The 25,840-nt window shown below is 71.4% G+C and carries 22 protein-coding genes; 8 read left to right on the top strand and 14 right to left on the bottom strand.

Annotated features, from left to right (window positions below; genetic code table 11):
* Positions 1-8 precede the first annotated feature (8 nt).
* From HH310_RS22685 to HH310_RS22695, 3 genes are all read left to right on the top strand, one after another.
* Positions 9-818: a GNAT family N-acetyltransferase gene (locus HH310_RS22685; protein ID WP_169177629.1), complete on the top strand. Its 810-nt coding sequence runs from the start codon at positions 9-11 to the stop codon at positions 816-818.
* 10 nt (positions 819-828) lie between these two features.
* Positions 829-1,053, top strand: coding sequence for a translation initiation factor IF-1 (infA, locus tag HH310_RS22690; protein ID WP_169177630.1), 225 nt, complete (start codon positions 829-831; stop codon positions 1,051-1,053).
* A gap of 80 nt (positions 1,054-1,133) precedes the next feature.
* The gene (locus HH310_RS22695; RefSeq protein WP_211192491.1) at positions 1,134-1,586 is read left to right on the top strand and encodes a nitroreductase family deazaflavin-dependent oxidoreductase; all 453 of its coding nucleotides are present in this window, start codon (positions 1,134-1,136) and stop codon (positions 1,584-1,586) included.
* Positions 1,587-1,666: 80 nt separating this feature from the next.
* On the opposite strand, the gene HH310_RS22700 is transcribed toward HH310_RS22695, so the two are convergent.
* The 3 genes from HH310_RS22700 to HH310_RS22710 all read right to left on the bottom strand — a co-directional run bounded on the left by HH310_RS22700 (position 1,667) and on the right by HH310_RS22710 (position 6,164).
* Positions 1,667-2,365 carry a hypothetical protein gene (locus HH310_RS22700; protein ID WP_169177631.1) on the bottom strand — a complete coding sequence of 233 codons (699 nt, stop codon included), beginning with the start codon at positions 2,363-2,365 and terminating at the stop codon, positions 1,667-1,669.
* 579 nt (positions 2,366-2,944) lie between these two features.
* On the bottom strand, positions 2,945-3,343 hold the full coding sequence (locus HH310_RS22705) for a MerR family transcriptional regulator (RefSeq protein ID WP_169177632.1): 399 nt from the start codon (positions 3,341-3,343) through the stop codon (positions 2,945-2,947).
* Positions 3,344-3,386: 43 nt separating this feature from the next.
* Complete coding sequence (locus HH310_RS22710) at positions 3,387-6,164, bottom strand: BTAD domain-containing putative transcriptional regulator (protein WP_169177633.1); 2,778 nt, start codon at positions 6,162-6,164, stop codon at positions 3,387-3,389.
* Positions 6,165-6,571: 407 nt separating this feature from the next.
* On the opposite strand from HH310_RS22710, the gene HH310_RS22715 reads away from it, so the two are divergent.
* From HH310_RS22715 to HH310_RS22725, 3 genes are all read left to right on the top strand, one after another.
* Positions 6,572-7,972 (top strand): FAD-binding oxidoreductase, encoded by a 1,401-nt coding sequence (locus HH310_RS22715; protein ID WP_312034267.1) that lies wholly within the window; start codon positions 6,572-6,574, stop codon positions 7,970-7,972.
* 158 nt (positions 7,973-8,130) lie between these two features.
* Positions 8,131-8,445, top strand: coding sequence for a PadR family transcriptional regulator (locus HH310_RS22720; protein ID WP_312034268.1), 315 nt, complete (start codon positions 8,131-8,133; stop codon positions 8,443-8,445).
* Entirely contained in the window at positions 8,442-9,440 is a 999-nt protein-coding gene (locus HH310_RS22725) for a hypothetical protein (protein WP_169177635.1), read from the top strand. The genes HH310_RS22720 and HH310_RS22725 overlap by 4 nt, the downstream gene beginning before the upstream one ends.
* Before the next feature lie 39 nt (positions 9,441-9,479).
* Here HH310_RS22725 and HH310_RS22730 read toward each other — a convergent pair whose 3' ends face one another.
* From HH310_RS22730 to HH310_RS22780, 11 genes are all read right to left on the bottom strand, one after another.
* Positions 9,480-11,501: a metallophosphoesterase family protein gene (locus HH310_RS22730; RefSeq protein ID WP_312034269.1), complete on the bottom strand. Its 2,022-nt coding sequence runs from the start codon at positions 11,499-11,501 to the stop codon at positions 9,480-9,482.
* Between the two features lie 267 nt (positions 11,502-11,768).
* Positions 11,769-12,062, bottom strand: a complete 294-nt coding sequence (locus tag HH310_RS22735) for a hypothetical protein (RefSeq protein WP_169177637.1) — start codon at positions 12,060-12,062, stop codon at positions 11,769-11,771.
* 90 nt (positions 12,063-12,152) lie between these two features.
* Positions 12,153-13,640 carry an aldehyde ferredoxin oxidoreductase N-terminal domain-containing protein gene (locus HH310_RS22740; protein WP_169177638.1) on the bottom strand — a complete coding sequence of 496 codons (1,488 nt, stop codon included), beginning with the start codon at positions 13,638-13,640 and terminating at the stop codon, positions 12,153-12,155.
* Positions 13,631-14,911, bottom strand: a complete 1,281-nt coding sequence (locus HH310_RS22745) for an enolase C-terminal domain-like protein (protein WP_312034270.1) — start codon at positions 14,909-14,911, stop codon at positions 13,631-13,633. Before HH310_RS22745 ends, HH310_RS22740 begins: the two co-directional genes overlap by 10 nt.
* A complete protein-coding gene (locus HH310_RS22750; protein WP_169177639.1) occupies positions 14,908-15,735 on the bottom strand; it encodes an amidohydrolase in 828 nt (275 codons plus the stop codon). The genes HH310_RS22745 and HH310_RS22750 overlap by 4 nt, the downstream gene beginning before the upstream one ends.
* Positions 15,732-16,691: an aldo/keto reductase gene (locus HH310_RS22755; RefSeq protein WP_169177640.1), complete on the bottom strand. Its 960-nt coding sequence runs from the start codon at positions 16,689-16,691 to the stop codon at positions 15,732-15,734. The genes HH310_RS22750 and HH310_RS22755 overlap by 4 nt, the downstream gene beginning before the upstream one ends.
* Positions 16,688-18,199, bottom strand: coding sequence for a sugar ABC transporter ATP-binding protein (locus HH310_RS22760; RefSeq protein ID WP_169177641.1), 1,512 nt, complete (start codon positions 18,197-18,199; stop codon positions 16,688-16,690). The genes HH310_RS22755 and HH310_RS22760 overlap by 4 nt, the downstream gene beginning before the upstream one ends.
* A complete protein-coding gene (locus HH310_RS22765) occupies positions 18,199-19,155 on the bottom strand; it encodes an ABC transporter permease (protein ID WP_169177642.1) in 957 nt (318 codons plus the stop codon). The genes HH310_RS22760 and HH310_RS22765 overlap by 1 nt, the downstream gene beginning before the upstream one ends.
* The gene (locus tag HH310_RS22770) at positions 19,152-20,213 is read right to left on the bottom strand and encodes an ABC transporter permease (RefSeq protein WP_169177643.1); all 1,062 of its coding nucleotides are present in this window, start codon (positions 20,211-20,213) and stop codon (positions 19,152-19,154) included. Before HH310_RS22770 ends, HH310_RS22765 begins: the two co-directional genes overlap by 4 nt.
* Positions 20,210-21,295, bottom strand: a complete 1,086-nt coding sequence (locus HH310_RS22775; RefSeq protein ID WP_169177644.1) for a mandelate racemase/muconate lactonizing enzyme family protein — start codon at positions 21,293-21,295, stop codon at positions 20,210-20,212. The genes HH310_RS22770 and HH310_RS22775 overlap by 4 nt, the downstream gene beginning before the upstream one ends.
* Entirely contained in the window at positions 21,295-22,341 is a 1,047-nt protein-coding gene (locus tag HH310_RS22780) for a sugar ABC transporter substrate-binding protein (protein WP_169177645.1), read from the bottom strand. Before HH310_RS22780 ends, HH310_RS22775 begins: the two co-directional genes overlap by 1 nt.
* 120 nt (positions 22,342-22,461) lie before the next feature.
* Between HH310_RS22780 and HH310_RS22785 the strand changes: the two genes are divergently transcribed.
* Complete coding sequence (locus HH310_RS22785; protein WP_169177646.1) at positions 22,462-23,124, top strand: GntR family transcriptional regulator; 663 nt, start codon at positions 22,462-22,464, stop codon at positions 23,122-23,124.
* 26 nt (positions 23,125-23,150) lie between these two features.
* Positions 23,151-25,829, top strand: a complete 2,679-nt coding sequence (locus HH310_RS45470) for a LuxR family transcriptional regulator (protein ID WP_169177647.1) — start codon at positions 23,151-23,153, stop codon at positions 25,827-25,829.
* Positions 25,830-25,840: the final 11 nt, after the last annotated feature.

A 25,840-nucleotide genomic window follows, 5' to 3' on the forward strand; every position in this document is an offset into this window, starting at 1 on the left:
ACCAACGCATGAAACCTGTGGAATTCCGCCACGACGTGCTGATCTCGCACGTGGCACCCGACCAGTGGCATGCCCTCCAGGACGACCTGGTGGCCGGCCGCGGCGCGGCGTCGCGGCGGCCCGACGGACGGATATTCGTCAGCATCGACGCCTGGCACGACGCGGCCTTCGACGAGTTGGCCGCGGCCATGCTGGCGGCGCTGCCCCGGCCGCTGCACACGGTGGTCGACGAGGCCGACCTCGAGATGACCGCGGCGTGGCAGCGGGCCGGCTTCACGATCCGGCGCCGCGAGTGGGAGTACGCCGTGCCCACCGAGGCCGGCTCGGCGCTGCCGCCGGCCGGGGTGGCTTTGCCGCCGGCCGGGGTGGCTTTGCCGCCGGCCGGGGTGGCTTTGCCGCCGGCCGGGGTGGCGATCAAGGGCTTCGGCACCGCGTCGGTGGCCCCGCTGCGCGCTCTGGACCGGGAGATCCGTGCCGAGGCCGGACCGGGCTGGCAGGACATGCCGGCCGAGGTCGTCGCGCGCCCGCTGGACCCGTCGAAATATGCCGTGGCCGCCGACGGCGCCGAATATGTGGGTCTGCTGCGGGTCGCGATGGTGACCCGGCTGCCCCGGATCGGGCTGATCGCCGTGCGGGCCGGCCATCGCCGGCGTGGCATCGGCCGGGCGTTGCTGGCGCACACGCTCGGCGCGCTGCACCACGTCGGCAAGAGCACGGCCTCGGCCGAGGTGACCGAGTCCAATGTGGCCGCCACCGCGCTGTTCGAGGGCTTCGGCGCCCGGCGCACCGGCAGCAACCTCGAACTGACCCGGCGTTAGGAGGCCGACCATGCCACGGACCGCGAAAGGCATCGAGCTCGAGGGCACCGTCGTCGAGTGTCTGCGCAACGCCACCTTCCGGGTCGAGCTGCCGAACGGCCACATCGTGCTGGCCCACATCAGCGGGAAGATCCGGAAGAACTACATCAAGATCGTGCCGCTCGACCGGGTGCTCGTCGAGTTGAGCCCGTACGACCTGACCCGCGGCCGGATCGTCTTCCGGTATCGCGGCTGACCTTGTCACCGGCGGTGCGGGCGATGCCCGCACCGCCCTTTCATTGACCGGCTCCCGGGTCGCGGACCAGGCTGGTACGCATGACGGACGGGAAAAGCTCGGCCCGGCAGTTCCATGGGGGTCGCGGGCGCCGCGCGGTCGACGCGGTCATGAGCGTGTTCGTGCGCGCCGGCGTGGTGCCCGACACCTACCTGCTGACGACGACCGGGCGCAAGAGCGGCCGGCCGCTGACCCACCCGGCGACGATCGTCCGGGACGGGCAGCGGCAGTGGCTGGTGTCGCCGTACGGGGTGGTGTCGTGGGTGCGCAACGCGCGTGTCTCCGGCCGGGTCACTCTGACGCGTCGCGGCACGCGGGTCGACTACGCGATCCGCGAGGTGCCGGCCGATGAGGCCGGGCCGGTGCTGAAGCGGTACGTGGTGGTCGCCAGTGCCACCCGGCCGTATTTCGACGCGGACAAGGACGCCCCGGTGGCGGACTTCGTGGCCGAGGCGCCCCGCCACCCCGTGTTCGAACTGCTCCCGATCCGGTAGCCGTTGAGCCGGTTCGCCACCGTGGACGGGGCCGAGGACCTGGAAAGTTCGGTGGTGCGGGCCACGGTGAACCGTGGTGATCAGTCGAAGCCGAAGACGGTCAGCCATTCGGCACCGCGCACCCCGTAGCCGTGCAGCGCCCGCATGCCGTGCACGACGGGCGGGACGTGCAGGGCGCCGTACACCACCGCGACGGTGATCGCCTCCAGCCGGCGAGTGCGGTGGATGCGGTCCAGATCGGCCATCAGGAGCCGGTCCCGTCGCTCGCCGATGAGCGACATCAGCTCCTCCATCGAGTCGACGTCGCCGAACTGGTCGTACCAGTCCACGTCGGTCAGCTCCATGCCACGCGCCAGCATCCGGCGGGAGCCGAAGGCGAGCTGCTCGAGGCCGACCAGCGGCGACGCCACGGCGGCCGCCGCCCGCTGCCAGAACGGCACCGCCCGCCAGCCGGCGCTGAACTGCTCGCCGGTCATGTCCGGATAGCGCACCGGCTTGCCGAGCGAGGCGTAGCGGATGTTCTGCTCGACCAGTCCGGAGCGCTCGAAGTGGGCGGGCAGCCGGTAGGCCGCCGTCAACGCGGACACCGCGGCGTTGCCGCCCACGCCCTCGGCCACGATCAGATCGCAGCGCCGCAGCCGCTCGGTCACAGCCGCGTAGAACGCCGGCTCGCCGACATGCACCATCGGGTAGATCTCGAACCGCAGCGGGGTCTCACGCCGGGTCAGGCGCAGCACGGCGGACCGCACCCCGACCACGCTCACCTCGACGATCTGCATGCCCCCACTGTGCGGGATGCCTTCAACACGCACGCCGAGGCCGCCGGCGCCCCAGCACGCTGTTCCGCCGCGGAGCACCCGGCGGGCCGGCCTCGAAGCCGACCCGCGATCGATTTCACCGGCTGACCGGCGGTAACGCAGCCATTGCCCCGTTACCGCTGGCCATCTCATCCGCGGCTGATCGAGCGCCTGGCATCCCACGTGGCACGACTCCCATTATGTGGGACATGCGTCCACTCAGTAGGACCGGCGTCCACATCGTGGCGACAGGTCCGCAATGTGGGACGCACCTCCACGGTAGATAGTATTTCCTCCTGTTATTCGGCCTTTGTCCAGCCGGTTTTCCCGGCCCGACGCGGACCTTGGAGAGTTATGGCTCATATATGTGGGCGCAACTCTCCAAGGTCGCCGAAAACCGTGAAATGTCGTCGCAACCGCCACATTGTGGGAGCACACGACTGACGCAGATCGGACCTGCCCTGGCCCTGCGAGATTTCTAGGTTGCCGGGTCGGTGGAGACGGTCTCCGGGGTGAGGCCGTAGTAGTCGGCCACCTCGCGTAACCGCTGGTCGCCGCAGCCTAGGGTGAAACGGTGCCCGTCGGGGTCACCCACGACGAAGTCCCGCATGCCGTTGGCGCGCGGGTCAGGGCGTCCACCGCGGCCAGGAGGCGGCGGACTTCGTCGAGACGGGCTTCCAGCCGCGCGCGATGATCGCGGAACAGCTCGCGGCGTTCGGTGTCGCCGGCGCCGGCCAGGACCCGGCGGTTGTCGGCGATCGGCATGTCCATGGATCGGAGCAGCGCGATGGCCCGCGCCGCGCCGGTCTGGCCGGGCGTGTAGTAGCGGTAACCTGACGGCGCCGCACGGCCGTCGGGTTCGAGCAGCCGTAGCGGGTCGTAGCGGCGTAGCTGAGGAATGCTCAGGCCGACGAGCTCGGCGAACTGCCCGATCTGCCAGCGCGGCGATTGTTCGTCCACGGCGCCGATTCTGCGGCGCTGACCCGCGTCAGGGTCAAGGCGGTCAGGAGGTCTGCAGGCGGCCGTGGGCGGTCACCGCGGCCGGGAGGCGCAGGTCCTCCAGGATGTCGAGGGCGTCACGCCACGTGCGGAAGGCCTCGTCGGGTTCGTCGTTCGCCAGGTGGGCGTCGCCGAGCGCGATCAGTGTCTCCGCCGCGGCGGCGGCGTTGCCGGCGCGGCGGTACAGCTCGATCGCGCGCTTGAGGTAGCCGATGGCCGTGAAGTTGTCGCCCGTCCCGAGCCGGACGCTGCCCAGGCCGAGCATGCAGTCCGCGACGCCGTTCTCGTCGCGCAGCCGCAGATAGTCCGCCGCCGCCCGCTCGAACAGCCGCACGGCCGCGTCCCGGTCACCGAGCGCGGCGAGGCACGACGCGATGCGCTCGCGCGAGGCCGCGACGCCGTTCTCGTTGCCGGCCTCGGTGAACAGGCGCTGCCCGCGTTCGAAGTCGGCTATCGCCTCCCGGTGCCGGCCCGCTTCCGCCAGCAGATCCCCCAAGCCGAGGCGCACGTACGCCTGTTCGGCCGCGAGACCGAGCTCGCCGAACCGGTGCAACGCCGTCCCCAGGTCGTCGTGTGCCCGGTCGTGGTCGCCGAGCTGGTGGTGGGCGCCGGCCAGGGCTCGGTACATGTGTGCCTGACCCGCGCGGTCGCCGAGCCGCTCGGCCGATCGCAGGCCGGTGCGCATGGTGACGAGCCACTCCTGACCGAGGCCGCTGTGCCGGTAGTAGGGGACCAAGGTGGTCGCCATCTGCCATCCGTGCGGTCCGTCCACGAGCCGCTCCAGTACCGCGATCTCGGTGCGGAACCAGGACAGGGCGGTGCCGTAGTCCGGGATGCGTTGCAGTGTCACGGCTTCCGGCACCTCGCCCGGGTCCACCGGCGGGACGGGCGGTCGCAGCATCCGGTACGCGGCGTCCGCGGTGTGCCGATAGTGCTGGATCAGCCGTTCGCGGGCCGCGCTCCGATCGGTGTCGCTGTCGATGGTGGCGGACAACTCCGAGGCGTACCGGCGTACCAGGGAATGCAAGGAGAGGCGTGAGGTGGGTGAGGTGTGCAGCAGGTGGGAGCGGTCGAGCTCGGCCAGCAACGGGCGCACCTCGGCCGGTGGAAGGCCCGCGAGGCTGGCGGCGGCGACGTGATTCATCTCCGGCCCGGGATGCAGCGCGGCGAGACGGAACAGGCGGGCCGCCGGTGCGGTGAGCCGGTGGTAGGACGTGGCGAACGACTCCCGGACGTTCACCACGCCCTGCTCGGCGAACAGATCCAGCGTGTTGTCGCGGGTGTGCACGTCGGCGAGGACGGCCTCCAGCGTGCGTTGCGGACAGGCGATCATGTACGAGCTCAGGCCCGCGAGCGCCGACGGAAGGCGGCCGGAGAGCTCGACCAACTGGTCCAGCGCCTGGTTCTGGTCGTCAAGCCGGCCGGTGAGCCGGCGGCTGAGCAGCGACCGGGCCTCGTCGTGCGCGAGCGTGTCCAGGGTGAACAGCTCGGCGCCGTCGCGGGCGTTCAGGGCGGCGAGGCGTACCCGGCTGGTGATGAGCACCAAGCCGGCGGTGCCGCCGGGCAGCAGATGGCGCACCTGCTCGTCCGACTCGGCGTTGTCGAGCAGTACCAGCAGCCGGCGCCCGGCAAGATGGCTGCGCAGCACGGCGGCCTGGGCGCCGACGCCGGCGGGCAGCGAGTCCGCCGCGACCCCCAGCGTGGCCAGCAACGACTGCAGGGCCTCGGCCGCGGTCACCGGCTCGGCGTCCGGACGGTGCCCGCGCAGGTCGAGGTAGAGCTGGCCGTCGGGGAACCGGCCGGCCACCTGGTAGGACCAGTGCACGGCCAAAGTGGACTTTCCGACGCCCGGCATGCCGTCGATGGCGACGATCGGCATCGAACCGGCTTGCTCCGCCTCGCGCAACAGGGCGGTGAGCCGGTCGAGCTGCTCCCGGCGCCCGGTGAACGAGACCAGGTCGCGCGGCAGCTGGGCGAGGCCGGTCGGCGCGGTGGCCTCCGCGGGGGGCCGGAGGACCTCGTCGTACGCCTCGCGCAGCTCCGGGCCCGGGTCGACGCCGAGCTCGCGGGACAACGCCTCCCGGACCATCTGGAAGAGGGCGAACGCGTCGGCCTGCCGCCCGTCGGCGGCCATCAGCCGCATCATGCGCGCCTGCAACGCCTCGTCGAGCGGGTTCATCTCGGACGCGCGCCGGATCGGCGGCAGCAGCGCGCCGGCGCCGTCCATGGTGAGCGCGGCGCGCGCGGCATCGCGGGCCACCGACGCGTATTCCTCGTCGACGGCCACGAAGGCCGGATGCCGGTGCGTCTCGGCGGTGCCGTCGTCGGCGCAGCGTCCGCGGGAGAGCGCCAGAGCCTCGCCGTAGCGGGCGATCGCCGCCTCGGCGAGACCGCGGTTCTCCGCGTCGCGCGCCTCGGCCGCCAGGCGGCGCAGCTCCAGCAGGTCGACGCTTTCCGCCGGAGCGACCAGGCTGTAGGAGGCGTCGCGCCGCAGAATCCACTTCCCGTCGGAGCGCGGGGCCACGTCGGGTTCGAGGAGGTGGCGCAGCGCTCCGATGAAGCGGTGCACGCTGTTGGTGGCGCTGGCCGGGGCGTTGCGGCCCCAGAGAAGGTCGACCAGCTCGTGGATCGTGACGTAGCGGCCGGCGCGGGCCAGCAGCAGCGCGAGCACCTGGCGTTGCTGGCGCGGTCCGAGGTTGAGCTCGTGCGTGCCGCGCCACGCGCGCACCGGTCCGAGAACCGCGAGCCGCACCGCCGGCGCGCCGGAAAATGTTTGCGTCATCGCATCTCCCGTTCCGTCATGTCGAATGCGAGGACACTTTTTCCTCTCCATTCGAAATCCACTCGACGTCCACCGGATCTCGCGAAGACGGTCTGCCGGAGCTGTGCCGGAACGTCCGGCATGAGGGCCTCCTTGACGGTGGTGGCAAGCTCGTCGATGTAGTGCTCATATGCGTATAGCTCGCTACATCGTAGCCTCAGGTCACGAATCGTAGCGTTCTACGCTGGGTAGATTGCTTCACACGGGATGTGCACTCGGTCACCGTGTCCGTCGGCTCCGGCCGTCCGTGGTTCAATTCCTGATCAATGGCCGTCATCACGCTTGATTTTAATGGCTATCCCATTAGCCTCGCTTCTGGCGTGCGCAAGAATGCGGTACGCAAGCGATTAGGCAATGGAGTGAATGCTGTGACAGAGACAGCCGCCGCAAGCGGACTGGACGTCGCCGAACTGCGCGGCGCCGTGGCCGGCCCGGTCCTGCTGCCGGGCGACGACGGGTTTGCCGCCGAGACCGCACCGTTCAACCTGAACAACCCGCTGAGCCCGGCCGTCGCGGTCGGCGTCACCGGTGCCGCCGACGTGCGCGCCGCGGTTCGCTTCGCGGCCCGCCACGGGCTGCCGGTGGCGGTGCGCGGCGGTGGGCATCAGGTGGTCCGGGAGGCGCACGGCGCCGTTCTGATCAACACCGCCCGGATGGACGGCGTCCGCATCGACGCGGCCAACCGGACGGCTCGCATCGAGGCCGGGGTGCGCTGGGGCGCGGTGGTGGCCGAGGCCGCCCAGCACGGGCTCGCCCCGATGAACGGGTCGGCCCCGACGGTCGGCGCCGTCGGCTACATCCTGGGCGGTGGGCAGAGCCCGATCTTCGGCCGGTCGCTGGGGTACGCGGCCGACCACGTCCGGCGCATCGAGGTGGTCACCGCCGACGGCGAGGGACACGACGTCACCGCCACCAGCGAGCCGGACCTGTTCTGGGCGCTGCTCGGCGGCAAGGGCAACTTCGGGGTGGTCACGGCGATCGAGGTCGAGTTGTTCGCGGTCACCGAGTTCTACGGCGGTGGCGTCTACTTCCCGGGCGCGAGCATGAAGGACGTGCTCCGGATCTGGAGCACCTGGGCGCCCACGTTGCCGGAGCAGGCGACGACATCGTTCGCGGTGCAGCGGCTGCCCGCCCTGGATGCCTTCCCGGAACCGCTGCGCGGCGCGTTCGTGCTGCACGTGCGCTTCGCGTATCTGGGCGGCGCCGAGGAAGGGGAGCGCCTGTTCGCGCCGATCCGCGCGGCCGCCACGCCGATCATCGACGACGTGCGGATGCGCCCGTACACGGAGAACGCGATGATCCACCTCGACCCGCCGGAGCCGGTCCCGTACTTCGACCGGACCACCACGCTGCGCGAGTTCTCGCCGGGCGTACTCGACACCCTGTGGGACTTCGCCGGGCCGGACACGAACAACCCTCTGCTCAGCATCGAGGTGCGGCTGCTCGGCGGCGCGTTCGACCAGGAACCCGCCGTCCCCAACTCGGTTGCCAGCCGCGGCGTGCCGTACGTGATGTTCGCCTTCGGGGTGGGCGGGTCCGGGCAGGCCGACCTGTTGCGGGGGTGGCTCGAGCGCATGGTGCAGACGTTCGCACCGTGGGCGGTCGACGACCGGCGCATGGTGAACTTCCTGTCCAAGGACGAGGCGGTCACTCCGGAGCAGGTGCGGCGGGCCTACGGCGCGGAGCGCTACGACCGGCTCGCGGCCATCAAGGGCCGCGTCGACCCCGGCAACATGTTCCGGCTGAACCACAACATCCAGCCCCTCTGAGCGTCGGCCATGGCGCACCACCTGATCAAGTCCTGAGCTTTGCTCCTCGCCCCCGCACAGCAGCCACCACGGTCTCCGGCCGTGGTGGCTGCGCGGTGTCCGGGCGCTGTCCGAACGGCCGAGGGACCGGTGGTTATCTATATAGATAGAGTTTGGCGGTGACCCGGAGCCGGCGACTTTCCCCGCAGACCATCGCGGTGCTGAGCGCGCTCGCCGCCGACCCGTCGGCCTGGCGCCACGGCTACGAGCTGGGGCGGCAGGTCGGGCTGAAGGCCGGCTCGCTCTACCCGATCCTGATCCGGCTGTGCGACCGCGGGCTGCTGGAGGCCACCTGGGAAAGCGACCCGCCGCCCGGCCGGCCGGCGCGGCATCTGTATCGGCTGACCGGGGAGGGGGCTCGGGTGGCCGGGGAGGGCGCGGCCGAGGAGGTGTTGCCGGGGCGGTCGCGGAGCGAGTTGCGGGGTGCGTGGTGAGCCGGCGCGACGCGGCCGGACGGCTGGTGGCGTCCGTTGCCCACCTCCTGCCGCCCGGCCGCCGCGAATGGGGTGCCGCGATGCAGGCGGAGCTCGAGGCCATCGGGCCGCGCGGGGAGCGCTGGCGCTTCGCCGCCGGCTGTGTCCGGGTGGTCGTTACCCGGCCCGCGGTGTGGCGACGTACCGGGTACCCGCTGCTGGTGCTGGCACTGCTGGTCGCCGGGGTGCACACGGTCGCGGGGGTTTCGTACGGGCCGTTGCGGTGGGGCCTTGTCGGGCTGGTCGGCGCGCTGCTGCTGGTGGTCGGGCTCGGGCGGGTCAGGCCGTTCGGGCCGGTGGCGGGTGGCGCCGCCGCGCGTGGTCTGCGCACCGGCGGCCATCTCCTCGTCGGTGCTCTGGCCGCGGAGGCGGTCGCGTCCATGGCGCACAAGACCAATCACGACATCGCGGGGGTGCCCGTCTATACGGTGATGTTCGCGGGGTATCTGCTCGGACTCGCCGCGCTGACCGCGCGACGTTCGCCCGCTACCACGCGCACCCTGATCATCGGCGTCGCCGCCGGCGGTGTCGCGGCCGCCGGGTGGACCGTGCTGGTGATGGCGTTCCCGCCGATCCCGGCCGACCCCTCGGCGGCGGTCCTCTTCACCGTCGCGGGGATGGGCGCGGCCGGATGGGTCGCCGCCCGTCGCGGGGGTGGTGCCGCCGAGCTTCTGGCCGGGGCATGCGCCGGCACCGTCGCGACGTTGCTGATCCTCAACGTGTTCAGCGTGCTGGTCGCTGCCGGGCCGGCGTGGCTCATCACGCCGTTGGTCCCGCACGCGCTGACCCCCGCCGACCGGCTGGCCGGCAGCCGCATCGAGATCCACGACCCGTATCTGTGGATGCTGCTGTTCGGCTGGCTGATCGCCGTGGGTCTGTGCGCGGCGGTGGTGCGGCGGTCGGCCGTGGATGGGGTGTCCGCGGATCACGCCGGGCCGGTCCCGGGTATTGACTAGAAAAGGGGGCGTGGCGGACGCCACGCCCCCCACGGTCGCTCAGGAACGACCGTTGTGCGGGTGGTCGATGGTGCGGATCGCGCCGCGGCCGGCGGTGCGCTCGAGGGTGATGCGGTCGATCTCCGCGTACGGCTTGCCACTGCCCGGCAGCGCGTCCGCCAGGGTGCGGATCGTGAACGTCGTCTTCTGCCCGGCACGGCCCGGCACCACGTCCACCGCGATGAACGCGTAGTCGTCGTAGCGGACCTGCGACCAGTCGACGACCTCGGGGACCTTCGTACCGGTCGGGTAGCCGTCGCCCGGCTTGATGGTCGTGCCGTCCTTCGACCAGACGTAGCTGTTCACGACGTTCTCGGTGTTGTTCTCCTTGGTGTTCGCGCCACCGGCCGGCTGGTAGCCGCGGAAGCGCTGGCCCTCCGGCAGCAGCTGCGGGCCGGTCGGGGTGACGCCCGCGGGGGCCGGTGCGGCGGCGCTCGGCGCGGGCCGGAACGGGTAGCGGGGGCGGCCGCCGGAACCGACGCAGATGTAGGTCACGCCGTCGTCGGCCGGGTGGATGGTCGAGCCGTCCGGCGCCGGGCGGGTGCGCCGGCCGTACCGGATCGGGTCGGTGCGCTCGAGCAGGTGGTTGTGGCCGTTCACGACCAGGTCCACCTGGTACTTGCTGAACAGCGGGTCCAGCTTGTCGCGCAGGCCGCCGTCCGAGGCGTGGTTGTCGGTGGTCGAGTACATGCAGTGGTGGAAGAAGACGACGACGAAGTCGATGCCCTCGGCCGCCGCCCCGCTGCGCCACTCCTTCAGCGACTGCTCCAGCCAGCGCAACTGGGCGCCGCCGGAGTAATTCAAGTTCGTCTGGATCTCGTACGACAGATCGTTCGCGTCCACCGAGATCACGGCGACGTTCCCGTAGACGAAGCGATACACCGACGGGCAGCCGTGCGGCCCGTTCTCCGGCAGGTCCAGGCGCTTGGCGTGGCTCGCGTACCCGTGGGTGGGGCTGCCACCCAGGAACTCGGTGTTGCCGTAGAGCGGCTCCATGTCGTGGTTGCCGGTCGCGAACATCCACGGCGTGAACGCGGCCTGCGACTCGATCTGGTTGAGGAACACGTCCCACACGTACGGGTTGAAGAAGTTCTTGCCGAACACCGCGGCCCCGCCGGTCGCGGTCGGCGAGACGCCGCTGTTGTCGGCGGGCAGTCCGCTGCCGTCCGGGTCGGCGTAGCAGATGTCGCCGGCCAGCAACGTGAAGACGGGATTCTGCGTGGCCATCAGGTTGGTCTGGCTGATGGCCGGGTGCGGGTCGGTGCCGTTCGGACCGGCGACGGGGTCGTCCGTCTTGTAGTAGCCGTCGTCGAAAATGCCCTTCGACCACGTGCCCCCGGCCGCCGTCACGAAAGCCGGGTCCTGTCCCCAGGCGTACTTGGGGTCGGTGGGTGAGGTGTTGGTGCCGACGTCGGCGAACGCGGTGAAGGTGAACGGCTTCGGCGCCTTCGTGTCGTGGCCGTGGCCGAGCACCCGGGCGGGCGCGGTGGTGAAGTGCGCGTCGCCGCTGACCGTGCCGTCGGACAACCGCACCCGGTAGTGGTAGACGGAGTCCTCGCGCAGCCCGGTGATGGTCGCCTTCAGGTAGAACTGGCTGCCGATCGGGCCTTCGGCGATCGCGTACTGGCCGAGCAGGTGCTGGATGTCCGCGTCGTGGCGCGCGCCGTAGTGGCCGGGCGCCGTGCCGACCTCGACCCAGGCCTTGAGGTTCCGCGGGAGCGAGCCGGTCTTGCTGACCAGCTGCGCGGTGACCGCCATGGCGTTGCGCAGCGTTCCGTCGGATGCCGGCACGAACGAGATGTGCCGGCCCGATACGACGACGCCGGCGTTACCGGCGGTGCCCCCGCCGGCCGCGAACGCCGCGTCGGCGAGAGCGAACTGGGCCACCGCGACGCCGCCCGCGCCCGCGACCGCCGCCTTGAGCATCGACCGCCGGGAGACGGACTGCCGGGCGAGCGCCTGAGTGTTGAACTCCGCGTACTCATCGACAGTCAGGGGTCGTTTGTTCAGAAATTTACTCACGGACGCCATGGTCGATCGACTCCGGGATGGCCCTAGAGTCATTTCGCGGTCGAATCAATGAACGCATTGCTATTTGCTATTGAACGTAACCGGATGGCTGTTGGCTCGCGTTTCCCGCTTGACATCGACCGCCGATCATCTCCGCTGCCGCTTCACAGTGGCTGCGAAAATGCTATCCCGCATTCATATTGATATTCGACTATCATATTAATTGCGGCTCGTGCGAAGTAATACGCGCAGAGCGCCGCGGTCGTGCCGGATGAGCGGCTACGGCGCTGCCGGGTCGCCGGGGGCGGCGGCGAAGCCGGCCTCGCCGCCGTCGGCCAGGACGCTGACGCCGGGGAGGGCGGAGGAGTTCAGCGTCCAGAGCCACAGGGCCGCGTCGACGGCGGCGTGCGGATCGTCGGCGGCGAAGCCGTCCGGGTTCTCCCAGCCCGCGCTGACCGCGGCCGCGACCAGCGACGGTGCGTCGGTGACCGCCAGCCTGGTCCGGCGGGACAGCTCGATGACGGGTTGCCCGGCGGGCACCGGGCTGTCGACGCCGGTGTGTTCGATCGACACGGAGTCCCCTGAGCGGCTGTCGTAGGTTGGCTGTCCCCCTATGAAACCCGGCCCGGCGCACGAAAGAGGCCACTTCGGCGGATTTGGCCGTCAGGACAGGGTCGCTCGCAGGGATGCCACCGCCGTAGCGAAGGACGGGCGGTCCAGTACCGCGCCCCGGTAGCGCCCGGCCCGGACCGGCTCGTCGAAGAACACGGCGGGCAGGGTGTCGGCCGACGCGGGCACCCGCAGGCGGCGGTTCACCTCGAACATCAGGCGCAACCGGGTCCCGCCCAGCGCCAGCACGTCGGGCCGGGTGCCGGTCACCGCCGCGACCAGGTCCGCCACCAGGGCGAGGGTCAGCGGGCGGGTCGGGGTGGCGGCGAACACGCAGACGCCCAGCGCGTCCAGCCCGCTCCACAACCGCATCAGCTGGGCCGTGCGGAAAACGTCGAGCGTGCCCCTCGGCGACGGGACCGTGACGCCCAGCGCGCGCATCTCCGGGAAGCTCGCCGGCAACCCCAGTTCGGGGTCGAAGTCCAGGTCGTGCTCGATCATGTCGTAGCGGGGGCCGATCGGTGACACCGCGTACGCCAGCCCCAGGTTCGGCTGCACCCGCGGGTCGAACGGCGGGATCGCCACGCCCTTGCTGGTCACCGGCGGGCCGGCCAGGCGGGCGCCCACCTCGACCGGGTCCAGGCCGAGCTGCTCGCATCGGGAGAGCAGCGGCCACGGGTCGGTGCCCGCGTTCGGGCCCAGCATGGCCAGGGCTTCCTGGTGGAGACCGGCACCGGCGTACAGCTTGATGCAGTCGGTGGGGCAGCCGGGGCAGGACGCCACGCCGGAGGCGGCCACGGGGGCGACCGCAACGCCGCCGCGGCGGGTGGTGTCGCGGAAGCCGGCGACCGGGGCGTAGCCGGGTTCGCCGTCCCACACGCCGAAACCGGGCAGGTCGTGCTGCCAAGCGGTAAGCGTGTTCTCGGCGTCCATATAGGAGGCTCGCACGGCGTCGAGGGCGGCTGGCGAGGCCACCGGGATCGGTGCCGATCCGACCGCCACCACCGCCTTCACCCGGCGGGCGCCCAGATCGGCGCCGAGTCCGAGGCGCGGCAGCGGGTGGTGGCGGCAGGTGACAATTGACGCGTACGGGATCTGCCGCTCCCCCGCCGGGCCGATCACCGCGACGGCCGCCCCGGATCCGTACCGGTCCAGCAGCCGGTCGGTCGCCGGGCCCGTTTCGAGGCCCCACAGGTCATCGGCGGGTTCCGTCCACGCGCGGCCCGCCGACACGACCACCCACACCGGCCGGGCCGCGCGCCCGTGCAGCACGACACCGGTCACGCCGGCCGCGCGCAGACCGGCCGCGAACGGGCCCTCCGCGCGGGTTTCGGCCACCGCGCCGGAGAGCGGGGACACGCCGACCGCCGCGCAGCGAGCCGTCCCGGGAGCGCCGGACCCACCGGCCGCACCGGTCACCAACGCCAGCGGCGGGTCCTGCAGGTGGTCGAGCAGGTGCCGCAGCGCCGGGATCGGCCCGCCGGCCGCGGCGACGACGGACGACCCGCCGCCGTCGCCGAGGTCGAGGCGGATCAGTGCCACGCGGGCCCGTTCGGATACGAGTACCGGGTCAGCGACGACTCCTTCATCCGCGACGAGAAGCCGGGCGCGGTCGGCACCTGGTACGCACCCTTCGTCACCACCACCGGGTCCTCGAAGTGCTCGTGCAGGTGGTCCACGTACTCGATGGTGCGGTCGTCGACGGAGCCGGACACCGCCACGTAGTCGAACATCGACAGGTGCTGGACCAGCTCGCACAGGCCGACGCCGCCGGCATGCGGGCACACCGGGACGCCGAACTTGGCGGCCAGCAACAGGATCGCGATGTTCTCGTTGACGCCGGCCACCCGGCACGCGTCGATCTGGACCACGTCGACGGCGGAGGCCTGCAGCAACTGCTTGAAAATGATGCGGTTCTGCACGTGCTCACCGGTGGCGACGCGTACGCCCAGGGGCCGCACCGCCTGCCGGATCGCCGCGTGCGCGAGGATGTCGTCGGGGCTGGTCGGCTCCTCGATCCACCACGGGCGGTAGGGGGCGAGGGCGGACACCCACTCGATCGCCGCGCTCACATCCCAGCGCTGGTTGGCGTCGACAGCGATCCGGACGTCGTCGCCCACCGCCTGCCGGGCGAGCTTCATCCGGCGTACGTCGTCGGAGAGGTCGGCGCCCACCTTGAGCTTGATCTGCGCGAAGCCGTCGCCGACCGCCTGGCGGGCCAGCCGCACCAGCTTCTCGTCGTCGTATCCGAGCCAGCCCGGCGTCGTGGTATAGGCTGGATATCCGTTTTGTCCCAATAAATCAAGCCTGTCGGAAATGCCGGGACGGGCCGCATCCAGGAGATCGATCGCCTCACCAGGAGTAAGCGCGTCCGACAGATAACGCCAGTCCACCATGTCCACGACCTGCGCCGGCGAAAGGTCGACCAGGAACCGCCACAGTGGCTTCCCGGCCCGCCGTGCCGCCAGATCCCACGCCGCGTTGATCAGCGCCGCCGCGGCCAGATGCATGACGCCCTTCTCCGGCCCCAGCCACCGGATCTGCGAGTCGTGCGTGAGCCGCCGCGCGAACTCCCCCAGATCCGTGACGTCGCGCCCCACCACCATCGGCGCCAGCGTGTCGATCGCCGCCCGCGCGACCTCGTTCCCGCGCCCGATCGTGAAGGTGAATCCGTGCCCCTCGCGCAGATCCTCGTCGACCAGGACCACGTACGCCGCGGAGTAGTCCGGGTCGGGGTTCATCGCGTCGGACCCGTCCAGTTCGCGCGAGGTCGGGAAGCGGACGTCGTACGTCCGAACCGCAATGATGGTCACGGAATCTCCAATTGGTAGGTGCGAATCGCGGTGCCGCCGAACACCTCCGGCAACAGCCCGCCCAGCAGGTCCGCCAGCACGTCCTTGACCTGCCCGTAGTTGGCCGCGACCTCGAGTACCGGCCAGTCCGAGCCGTACATCAGCCGGGACGTGCCGAACAGCTCGGCCGCGATCTCGACGAACGGCCGCAGGTCGGCCGCCGTCCACGACTCCCAGTTCGCCTCGGCCACCAGGCCGGACACCTTCGCGACCACGTTGGGCTGGGCGGCGACCGGCGCGATCAGCTCCCGCCACCCTTTCCAGTCCCCGGCGGCGACCGGCGGCTTGCCGAGGTGGTCGAGCACGAACAACGACGACGGAAGGCCGGCTGCCGCCCGGGCCACCGACGGCAGCTGCGCGGAACGGACCACGAGCTCGTTGACCAGCCCGGCGGAGGCGACCGTGGCCAGGCCGCGTCGCGCCGCGGCACCGTCCAGGTGGTCGTCGCCGAACGCCTGGACCTGATCGCGGATCCCGACCAGGAGATGACCGCCCGGCCCGGCCCGGTGTTCGTCCAGTGAGGCGGCCAGCGCCGGCGACGTCAACGAGGCCCAGCCGACCACCCCGGCGATCTCCGGCGTCCGCCCGGCCAGCTCGAGAAACGCCGAGGTCTCGGCGGCGTCGCAGCGACCGGCCTCGACCAGCACGGTCCGGTCGACTCCGGCCGCCGCCATCAGCGGGCTCAAATCCGATATTTCGTAATCTCGCCGAATCGGAGCCAGGGCCGGCGCGGCCAGCCACGCGTAATCCGCCGTCCAGAAGTGCTGATGCGCGTCGACGATCATCGGATCAGTCCTTCGGCGCGCAGGTCCCGCCACAGCCGTGACGGGATCGGCCGGGCCGCCATCTCGACGGCGTCCGCGACCTCGGCCGGCGAGCGCACCCCGACCAGCACGCACGTCACCGCAGGATGCCGCAACGGGAACTGGATCGCGGCCGCCCGCAACGGGACGCCGTGCCGGGTGCAGATCGCCTCGCACACCAGCGCCAGTTCCAGCATGGTGGCGGCGGCCGGCGAGTAGTCGAACGTCGCCCCCGGCCGGGGATCGGCCAGCAGCCCGGAGTTGAACACGCCGCCCGCGATCACCGACACGCCACGTTTCTCGCACAGCGGCAGCAGTTCGTCCTCGGCCGACTGGTCGAGCAGCGTGTACCGGCCGGCGACCAGCACCGAGTCCAGCTCGCCGGTGCGCACCAGCTCGGCGAGCATCCTGGTCTGGTTCATGCCGGCCGAGACCGCGCCGATCCGCCCCGCGGCACGCAGCTCGGCGAGAGCCGGCAACGACTCCGACACGGCCGCCGGGAAATGGTCGTCCGGGTCGTGCAGATGCACGATGTCCGCCCGGTCGAGGCGCAACCGCGACAGGCTTTCCTCATACGACGTACGAATGCCGGCCGCGCTGAAGTCGAAGACCGGCGTGACCGATGTGGGTTCGGACCAGATGGCCTGGGTGTCCGAGCCGCCCGGCCGCAGCAGCCGTCCCACTTTTGTGGACAGTGCGAACTCGTTACGCGGCTTAGCCGACAGCACCGTCCCCGCCCGCTGCTCGGCCAGTCCGTTGCCGTACAACGGCGCCACGTCGAAGTAGCGGATGCCCAGTTCCCAACCCGCCGCGAGGGTGGCGAAGGCTTGGGCGTCCCCCACGGCCGAGTACAACCCGCCGATCGGAGCCAGTCCCAGACCAAGCCGCGTCACCCGCACATCGGTGCGGCCGATCCGGACGCGTTCGAGGGGGTTCACGCGGCCTCCGCATGCGTCTCGGCGTGGATCATCCGGATGATCTGGCGGCTCATCCGCGGATAGTCGTGGTCGTTGTCCAGCACCCCGGCGATGCGCAGGTCGCTCATCACCGCGATGCGGTCGGCCAGCGCCACCGTCTCGGGCAGGTCCGACGAGATGAGCAGCAGCGCCAGCCCGTCGGCGGCCAGCCCGGCGATGAGCTCGTGGAACGCCGCCTTGGTCCGCACGTCGATGCCGACCGTCGGCTCGTCGACGATGAGGATGTCGCAGTCGGCGGCCAGCCACTTGGCCAGGCTGACCTTCTGCTGGTTGCCGCCGGAGAGCTGCCCGGCGACCTGGCGCGGCGTCGAGATCCGGATGTCGAGCTTGCCGACGAAGTCGAGCGCGAGCCGGCGTTCGGCACGGTCCGGCACCAGTCCGAGCCGGGCCAGCCGCCGCCACACGGTGACCGCGATGTTCCGGGTCACCTGCTGGTCCAGGAACAGGCCCTCGTCCTTGCGGTCCTCGGTCACGTACCCGAGGCGGTAGCGGCGCAGCGCCTCGCCGACGGTCGCGATGCGGGCCGGTTTCCCGTGCACCTCAACGGTTCCGGCGGTGATCCGGCCCAGCCCGAGGATCGCCTTCGCCAGCTCGCTGCGGCCGGCGCCGACCAGCCCGTACAGGCCGAGGATCTCGCCCGGGCGCACCTCCAGCGACACGTCGCGATGGCCGTGCGCGGTGGCGACGTCCGCCAATCTGAGTGCCGGCACGGCCTCGGCGTTCACCTCACGCCGGGCCAGTTCCACTTGCTCGTACGCCCGTCCCACCATCAGATCGACCACGCGGCTCTGGCTGAACCCGGCCAGCGCCTCCCCGGACGCGACACTGCGCCCGTCGCGCAGGACCGTCAGCGTGTCCGCCACCGCGAACACTTCCTCCAGCTTGTGACTGACCAGCACCACCGCCCGGCCGGAGTCGCGTAACCGGCGGACCACGGCGTACAGGTGGTCGGCCTCGTCCCCGGTCAGCGACGCGGTCGGCTCGTCCAGCAGCAGCACCCGGTTCTCCAGGCTGAGCGCCTTGGCGATCTCGACGAGCTGGCCCTGCGCCGGCGACAGCGTGGCGACCGGCGCGTCCGGGTCGAGCTCCACCTCGAGCAGGCCGAGGCAGCGCCGGGCCTCGGCACGCATCCGGGCGCGGTCCACCACGCCCCGGCGGTGCGGCAGGTGGTGCAGCGAGATGTTCTCCGCCACCGAGAACGCCGGGATCAGGTTGCGTTCCTGGTGCACCACGCCGATCCCGGCCGCCTGTGCGTCCATCGGCCCGGTCAGCCGCAGGTCGTCGCCGTCCAGCGTGATCCGCCCGCCGTCCGGCTGGTAGACGCCGGTGAGCACCTTGACCAGCGTGCTCTTGCCGGCGCCGTTCTCGCCGAGCAGCGCGTGCACACTGCCCGGCGACACCCGCAGCGTGGCGCCGTCCAACGCGCGTACGCCGGGAAAGGTTTTGATCAGGTTTTCCGCGACGAGCATCAGGCCGTCGACCCCCTGTCATGAAGTCGTTGGCGGACCGTGCCGAGCAGCACCGCGCCCAGCACGACCGCACCGATGATGAGATCGATCCAGCGCGGGTTGATGCCGAACTGGGCCTGCATGACGTCGACCAGGCGGACCAGGAACGCGGCCAGCACCGTGCCGGTCACGCTGACCATGCCGCCGGCCAGCGCGACCCCGCCGATGATCGGCGCCGCGAAGCTGGGCAGCAGCAGGTCGTCGCCGATGCTGGCGTTGACCGAGCCGGACGCGGCCACGGTGATGACCGCGGCCACCCCGGCGAGCAGACCGGACAGGCCGTGCGCGACGACCAGCGACCGGTCGTTGGAGATGCCGGACAGGCGGGCCGCGAACGGGCTGCCGCCGCTGGCCAGCAGCCGCCGGCCGGCGACCGTGCGGGCGAAGAACCAGCCGACGAGCCCGGCCACGACCAGCGCGCACAGGAACACCACCGGCAGCCCGAGCACCGAGGCCCGCCCGAACGCGCGCAGCCCCGCCGAGTAGCCCTGGAACGTGTCGGGACCGTTCACGCCGTACCGCAGGCCCTGGATGATGGTCATCGTCGCGAGAGTGACGATGAAGCCGTTGATCCGGGTGAATACCACCAGCAGACCATTGATGAGACCGACGCCGAGGCCGAGGGCGAGCGCGGCGAGCACCGCGACGGGAGCGGGCAGCCCGGCCTCGAGCATCAGCCACGCGGCGGCCATCGCGCAGAAGCCGGTGAGCGCGCCGACGCTGAGGTTCATCTGACCGACCGCGAGCACGACCATCTGGGACAGGCCGATCACCACGGGCACGGCCAGGAACCGGAAGAACGCGCCGAGGGTGCCGGCCGAGAGCAGGTTGCCGCTGGTGGCGAACGCGAGCACGACGAAACCGAGCAGGGCGATCGCGGCGAGCGTGAAGTCCGGGGTGCGCAAGAACCGGGTCACAGCTTGGCTCCTCGTCGTTCCGCGATGACGTGCCGGGCCCGGTCCAGCGACAGCGCCGCGAGCAGCACCAGTCCGATGTAGAGCTGGAGCTGGTCGAGCTGGAACTGCAACAGATTCAGTCCTTTGTAGATGACCTGGGTGAGGGTGGCGCCGAGGACCGTGCCGAGCACGCTGACCGCGCCGCCGGCCAGCAGCGTGCCGCCGAGCACCGGCGCGAGGAACGAGGGCAGCAGGAACTCGCCGCCGATGCTGGCGGAGAAAGCGCCGTTGTTGGCCGCCAGCAGGAAGCCGGCCAGCCCGGCGATCAGGCCGGAGAGGGCGTGCGCCTGGACGATCCGGTTCTTGGTGGGGATGCCGGACAGCTCGGCGGCCTTGATGTTCGCACCGGTCATCAGCATCTCGCGGCCCAGCCGGGAGAACCGGAACAGCAGGCCGACCAGCAACGCGGCGGCCACCGCGAACGGCACGACCAGCGGGATGCGCGGACCGCACACGTCGCCGAGGCAGTAGTCGGCGAACGTGTCGAAGCGCAGCGCGTCCATCCCGGCCGGCAGCGTCGGGAATGCCACCCCGTCGGTGACCGACGTGTAGAGGATGGTGATCAGGCCGACCAGGGCGAAGTCCATCGCGAGGGTGACGACGAACGAGTTCACCCCGGTCCGCGAGATGATCAGCCCGGCCAGCGCCCCGAGCAGGCCGCCGGCGATCAGCCCGAGGAGGAGGCTCACCACGAGACCGGCGCCCAGCTGGTCGTGCACCAGGCCCATGACGAACGCGCTCATCGCGGCCATCCGGCCGACCGCCATGTTCATGTGCCCGAGGGAGAGCACCATGAGCTGGGCGAGGCCGACGACCAGGTAGACGCTGATGTCCGACTGCAGCGGCACCAGCGTCAGCTTGGTGTCCAGAAACGCCGGCCGCAGCGCGGTGAACAGGGCGATCAGCAGGATCAGCAGGATCACCAGGCCGACGCGGGGATTGGCCCACCACGGGATCCGGGGTGGCTTCCGCACCGTTTCGGCCGACTCGGTGCGACCCTCCTCGGTCGCGACGCTCATCGGACTCTCCGATCGTCGATCGCGTCCCGGTCCCAGGCGATGCCGAGGCCGGGTGCGCCGGGCGCGAGCGCGTAACCGTTCACGATGGTCAGTGGTGCGGTGGTGATCGCGCGCAGTTGCGGGATGTGTTCCAGGTACCGGCTGTTCGGCACCGCGCAGCAGAGGCTCACGTGCAGCTCCATCAGGAAGTGCGGGCAGACCGGCACGTTCGCGGCCTCGGCCAGGTGCGCGACCTTGAGCCACGGGGTGATGCCGCCGATCCGGGCGACGTCCACCTGCACGACGCCGGCCGCGTCCCGCTTGAGGTATTCGGCGAACTGGCCCGGGGCGTACAGGGATTCGCCGACCGCGACCGGGATGCTGGTCGAGCGCGCCACCGCCCGGTGGCCGGCGACGTCCTCGGCCGGGAGCGGCTCCTCGAACCAGTACGGGTCGTACGGTTCCAGCAGGCGCGCCCGGCGGATGGCGTCGGCGGCGGTCAGCGACTGGTTGGCGTCGAGCATGATGTCGAACGCCGGGCCGGTCTCGCGGCGTACCGCGGCAAGCCTTTCGGCGTCCTCCGCGGGTGACCGGCCCAGCTTCATCTTGATGCCCGGCCAGCCCTTCGCTTGACTGTCCTTGGCGCCGGCGACCAGCTCGTCGGTGCTCAGGTGCAGCCACCCGCCCTCGGTGTCGTAGAGCGGGATCCGGTCCTGGGCACCGCCGGCGAGCACCCAGAGGGGCTCGCCGGCGGCCCGGCAACGCAGGTCCCACAACGCCGTGTCCACCGCGGCCAGCGCCAGCGAGGTGATGGCGCCGACCGTGGTGGCCTTCGTGGACCGGAACAGCTCCCGCCAGATCGCCTCCACCCGGCGCGGATCCCGGCCGGGCAAGGCTTTCAGCAGGTGGTCGGTCAGCAGAGCCAGCACCGCCGTGCCGCCGGTGCCGATCGTGTAGCTGTAACCGGTCCCCGCGCCGCCGTCGTCGGTGTGGATCTCGACGAAGACGGTCTCCTGCTTCACGAAGGTCTGCAGCGCGTCGGTGCGTACCGTCTCGACCGCGAGGTCGACCAGGTACGCCTCGGCGTGGGTGATGACGGTCATTACTTGCAGACCAGGTACTGGCCGTCGAACGCGGTCTTCAGCTCGTTCGTCTTGGTCTGGCGTTCCTGATCGTAGGTGTCCACATTGGCCTTGGTGACCACGAACGAGCCGGAGTCGATGACCACGCCCGGTTGCGCGATGGTGCAGCCCCCGGAGAGCTTCATCAAGGCGTACGACCCGACGCTGGCCTGACCGACCGGATTCTGCACGACGGTGCCGGCGACCGCGCCGTCCTTGATGCCGTCCAGGATGGTCTTGTCGTCGTCGATGGCGATCACCTTGATCGGCAGCTTGGTCTGCTTGACGCCCTCGGCCGCGGCCACCGCCGGGTTGTAGGCCGTGGTGACGATGCCGTTGATCTGCTTACCCTTGGCGGCGAGCAGGTCGGCGACGGCCTTCTGTGCGCTCTGCAGGTCGGTGTCGATGTCGGTGACCGTCTGGATCACCTTCACCTTGCCGCCGGTCTCGTCGACCGCCTTCTGCACGCCTTCGATCCGGCGCTGGGTGTTGGAGTCGACCTTGTTGCCGGTCAGGTGCGCGATGGTGCCCTGACCGCCGATCGCCTCGATCGCCGTCTTGGTCGCCTTGTACGCCGCCTCACCGGTGTCGGTGGACAGGCAGAAGTCGGCCTTGTCGACGTCCCCGGCCGGGCAGGAGGCCAGCGAGCCGACCGCGAAGCCCTGCCGTTTGAGGTCCTCGAAGGTGGAGTTGATGTTCTCCGGCGAGACACCGAAGATGCCGAACGCGTTGTAGCCCTGCGCGGCCAGCGATTTGATCACGTCGTTCTGCTTGGTCTGGTCCCAGTCCGACGTCTCGTTGAAGGTGACGTCGCCGAGCTTGAGCTCGGTCTTGGCGGTGGCCGCCGCGTCCTTCCACGGCTGGAAGTACGGGTGCGCGCCACCGGGGATCAGCGCGATCTTCACTTGCTCAGGCCCGCGACTGGTCGCCGCGGACTCGTCGTTGTCACTCTTTTTGGTGCAACCGGCGGTGACCAGGAGGAGCGCAGTCGCCGCGGTGCCGAGACGAAGGAGCGCGGACCGCTTCATGCACGGCTTCCTTTCCGGATAGTAGATCCTATAGGATCTTTCCTGTTGTGTACTCGGTCACATCGATCCACGTCAAGACACAAACTGGAAAAGATCACGTAACACGAGGAAGGTGGCGGCATGTCCCTGTCCCGCCTGAAGCGCTCCACGCTGGGCGAAGACGTCTACCAGACGCTGCGGGCGGCGGTCCTGGAGCACACGCTCACGCCCGGCGACCGGATGAACATCGACGGTCTCGCCCGCGAGCTCGAGGTCTCCCCCACGCCCGTGCGGGAGGCACTGGCCCGCCTCGAGTCCGAGGGGCTGGTGCGCAAGCGCCCGCTGGCCGGTTACACGGTTTCCCCGCTGCTCACGGTCGCCGAGTTCGAGGATTTGTTCGACATGCGCCTGCTGCTGGAGCCGGCCGCGGCGCGCTGGGCCGCGGCACGGGCCACTGACGAGCAGCGCGCCGAACTGGTGGTCGCGGCGGCGCGCACGGTGTCCGCCGGCGACGGCGACGACCAGGCCTGGCACGCGGCGTTCACCACGCTCGACGCGCAGATGCACGACCTGGTCGCGGCGGCGTCCGGCAGCCCGCTGCTGCACGAGAGCATCGGCCGCCTGCATTCCCACCTGCACCTGCACCGGCGCTATTTCCCGTACGCCCAGACGGCCGTCACCAACGACGAGCACCAGCGCATCGCCGCCGCCATCCGCGACCACGAAGCGGACGCCGCCGAGGTCGCCATGCGCGAGCACCTGACCCGGGCCCGCGACCGCCACCGGGTCGTCTTCGGCAACTAGCCGGCGTCCGGACGTAGTCTCGGGCGGTGACTGACGATCTCCGGGGCCGGCAGGCGGAGCTGTCGGCGATCCGGCGGGTGGTGTCTCGCCTGCCTGATCGGCCCGGGCTGCTCGTCGTGCGCGGCGGCGCGGGGATCGGCAAATCGTCGCTGCTCGCGGCCGCCGCCCGGGAGGCGGCCGGGCGCGGGATCGACACGCTCTCGCTGGTCGGGGTGCAGTCCGAGTTCCGGATGCCGTTCGCGGCCGCGCTCACCCTGCTCGGCATGCTCGGCGGGACCGAGCCGGTGCCGGAGCCCGGCGACGACGAACGCTACGAGTTCCAGCTCGGCCTCGCCCTGCGCCGGGCCGCGACCGTGCGGGCCGCCGACCGTCCACTGCTGATCGTGGTCGACGACGCGCAGTGGCTCGACTCGGCGAGCTGGGCGGCGATGGGCTTCGCCGGCCGGCACGTCGAGTCGGACCCGATCGTGGTGCTGCTGGGCATGCGCGACGGCGCCGAGACCGAGGCACGCCTCGACGGGCTGGGCGCGCTGGAGCTGCGGGTGGAGCCGCTGTCCGAGAAGGAGTCGGCGGCGCTGCTCGGCGACCTGTCGCCGGGGCTGTCGCCGCTGCTGCGCGGCCGGGTCCTCGCCGAGGCGGCCGGCAACCCGCTGGCCCTCGCCGAGCTCGCGGTGGCCGCCGCGCGCGCCGGCGCGGACGGTCTGCTGCTGGCGACGCTGCCGCTGACCACCCGGCTGGAACGCGCGTTCGGCGCGGCCGCCCGCGAGCTGCCGCCGCGGACGTGGGCGCTGCTGCTGGTGGCGGCGCTGGACGACGGTGACCGGCTGGACGAGTTCCTGGCGGCCGGGGCGCTCGGCGGGGACGAGCCGCTGACGGTCGAGGACGCGGAACCGGCGATCGCGGCCCGGCTCATCGACGTCGACGACGCGTTCCGGCTGCACTTCCGGCACCCGCTGGTCCGCTCGGCGATCCGGGAGGGCGCCAGCCTCTCGCAACGCTTGCGTGCGCACGCAGCGCTGGCCGGGGTGGCCGGCGACCCGGACCGCGCCGTGTGGCACCGCGCGGCGGCCACCGTCGGCACCGACGACGGGCTCGCCGAGGATCTCGGCCGGCTCGCGAGACGGCTGATGGACCGCGGCGCGCCCGGCCCGGCGCGGCAGGCCTGGGAACGCGCCGCGCGGCTCACCTCGGTGCCCGGCCGCCGGTCCGCGATGCTGCTGCAGGCCGCGGTCAGCTCGCTGGAGACCGGCGACCTCGCCCGGGTCGACAAGCTGCTCCCGCAGGTGCTGATCGACGAGCTCAGCCCGGACGACCAGGTGCTGCTGTGGCTGGTCTCGGAGACCACCCGCGGCGGTACGTGGTCGGGGGCGTCCCGGCTGCGCGGCCACCTGGACGCGACGATCCGGCTGCGCGACGCCGGACGGCCCCGGCAGTCGCTGCTGACGCTGTGGCGGGTGGCCCTGCGGACGTACCACTCGAACCCGGACGCCGACCTGCGCGCGGGCATGCTGGCCCTGCTGGACAGCCTCGGCCTGCCACCGTCGACGCCGCGGCTGGTCGGCGCGCTCGGCCTGATCGCCCCGCTGGAGCGTGGCGCCGAGGTGGTGGCGCGGACCCGGGAGCTGCTCGGGCGCATCGACCTGACCGCGTACGAGATGCACGAGATCAGCACCGGCGCGAGCGGGGTCGGGGCGCTCGGGCCGGCGGCTCAGCTCGCCGCCGACGCCGTCGAGCTGCTGCGCGAGCAGGGACACCTGGTGACGTTGACCCAGGCCCTGGTGAATCAGGCCTGGATCGCGGCGCAGCGCGGGAACGCGTCGCTGGCCCGGACCGCGGCGGCCGAGGCGGAGGAGCTGGCCGCGGACACCGGGCAGCGCAACTTCATGCTCACCGCGATGCTGTCCCGGGCGCAGGGCGAAGCGCTGCGCGGCAACGGCGACGAGGCCCGGATGCTGGCCGAGAAGGCCGAGCAGGTGCTGCTGTCGATCGGCGCGCACACGCTGCTCGGGCTGGTGCGGATCGCGCGGGGCGTGCAGGCGCTGGCGGACGCGCGGTTCGCCGAGGCGCACGAGGAGTTCGACGCGATCTTCGAGCCGTCCGGGCCGGGCTACCACCCGTACCTGCGGTTGTTCGTGCTCGCGCACCTGGCCGAGGCGGGCGTGGCCAGCGACCGGCGGGACAGCGTCGCGCGGCGGGTGCGGGAGGTCGAGTCGATCACCGGGATTTCGGTGCTGACCGTGGGCCTGACCTGCGCGCGGGCGATGCTGGCCGACGCCGACGAGGAGTTGGGCGCGGCGCTGGGCGGCGAGCTGAGCGAATGGCCGTTCGAGCGGGCGCGGCTGCAACTCGCGTACGGCAGCCGGGTGCGACGGCGCCGCCCGGCGCTGGCCCGGCCGATCCTGCGCGCGGCGGTGGAGACCTTCGACGCCCTGGGTGCCCGTCCGTGGGCCGAGCGCGCGCAGGCGGAGTTGCGGGCGTCGGGTGAGACGCGCCGGCGTACCACCGATGCCACCGACCAGCTGACGCCGCAGGAGCTGCAGGTGGCCCGGCTGGTGGCGGAGGGATTGAGCAACCGCGAGATCGCCGGGCGGCTGTTTGTCTCGCCGCGCACGATCAGCAGTCATTTGTACCGGATATATCCGAAGGTCGGGGTCTCGTCGCGCACCGAGCTCGCGACGGTTGTGACGCGCAGTTACGTCGTTTGACTCACGTTAGA

Origin of the sequence: Actinoplanes sp. TBRC 11911 (assembly GCF_012933445.1) — a bacterium.
Taxonomy (GTDB): Bacteria; Actinomycetota; Actinomycetes; order Mycobacteriales; family Micromonosporaceae; genus Actinoplanes.

Coding starts and splice junctions, on each gene's coding strand:
- HH310_RS22780 (WP_169177645.1), bottom strand. CDS start 22,341: ATGAAGCGGTCCGCGCTCCTTCGTCTCGGCACCGCGGCGACTGCGCTC.
- HH310_RS22685 (WP_169177629.1), top strand. CDS start 9: ATGAAACCTGTGGAATTCCGCCACGACGTGCTGATCTCGCACGTGGCA.
- HH310_RS22750 (WP_169177639.1), bottom strand. CDS start 15,735: ATGATCGTCGACGCGCATCAGCACTTCTGGACGGCGGATTACGCGTGG.
- HH310_RS22775 (WP_169177644.1), bottom strand. CDS start 21,295: ATGACCGTCATCACCCACGCCGAGGCGTACCTGGTCGACCTCGCGGTC.
- infA (WP_169177630.1), top strand. CDS start 829: ATGCCACGGACCGCGAAAGGCATCGAGCTCGAGGGCACCGTCGTCGAG.
- HH310_RS22695 (WP_211192491.1), top strand. CDS start 1,134: ATGACGGACGGGAAAAGCTCGGCCCGGCAGTTCCATGGGGGTCGCGGG.
- HH310_RS22710 (WP_169177633.1), bottom strand. CDS start 6,164: ATGACGCAAACATTTTCCGGCGCGCCGGCGGTGCGGCTCGCGGTTCTC.
- HH310_RS22785 (WP_169177646.1), top strand. CDS start 22,462: ATGTCCCTGTCCCGCCTGAAGCGCTCCACGCTGGGCGAAGACGTCTAC.
- HH310_RS22700 (WP_169177631.1), bottom strand. CDS start 2,365: ATGCAGATCGTCGAGGTGAGCGTGGTCGGGGTGCGGTCCGCCGTGCTG.
- HH310_RS22760 (WP_169177641.1), bottom strand. CDS start 18,199: ATGCTCGTCGCGGAAAACCTGATCAAAACCTTTCCCGGCGTACGCGCG.
- HH310_RS22770 (WP_169177643.1), bottom strand. CDS start 20,213: ATGAGCGTCGCGACCGAGGAGGGTCGCACCGAGTCGGCCGAAACGGTG.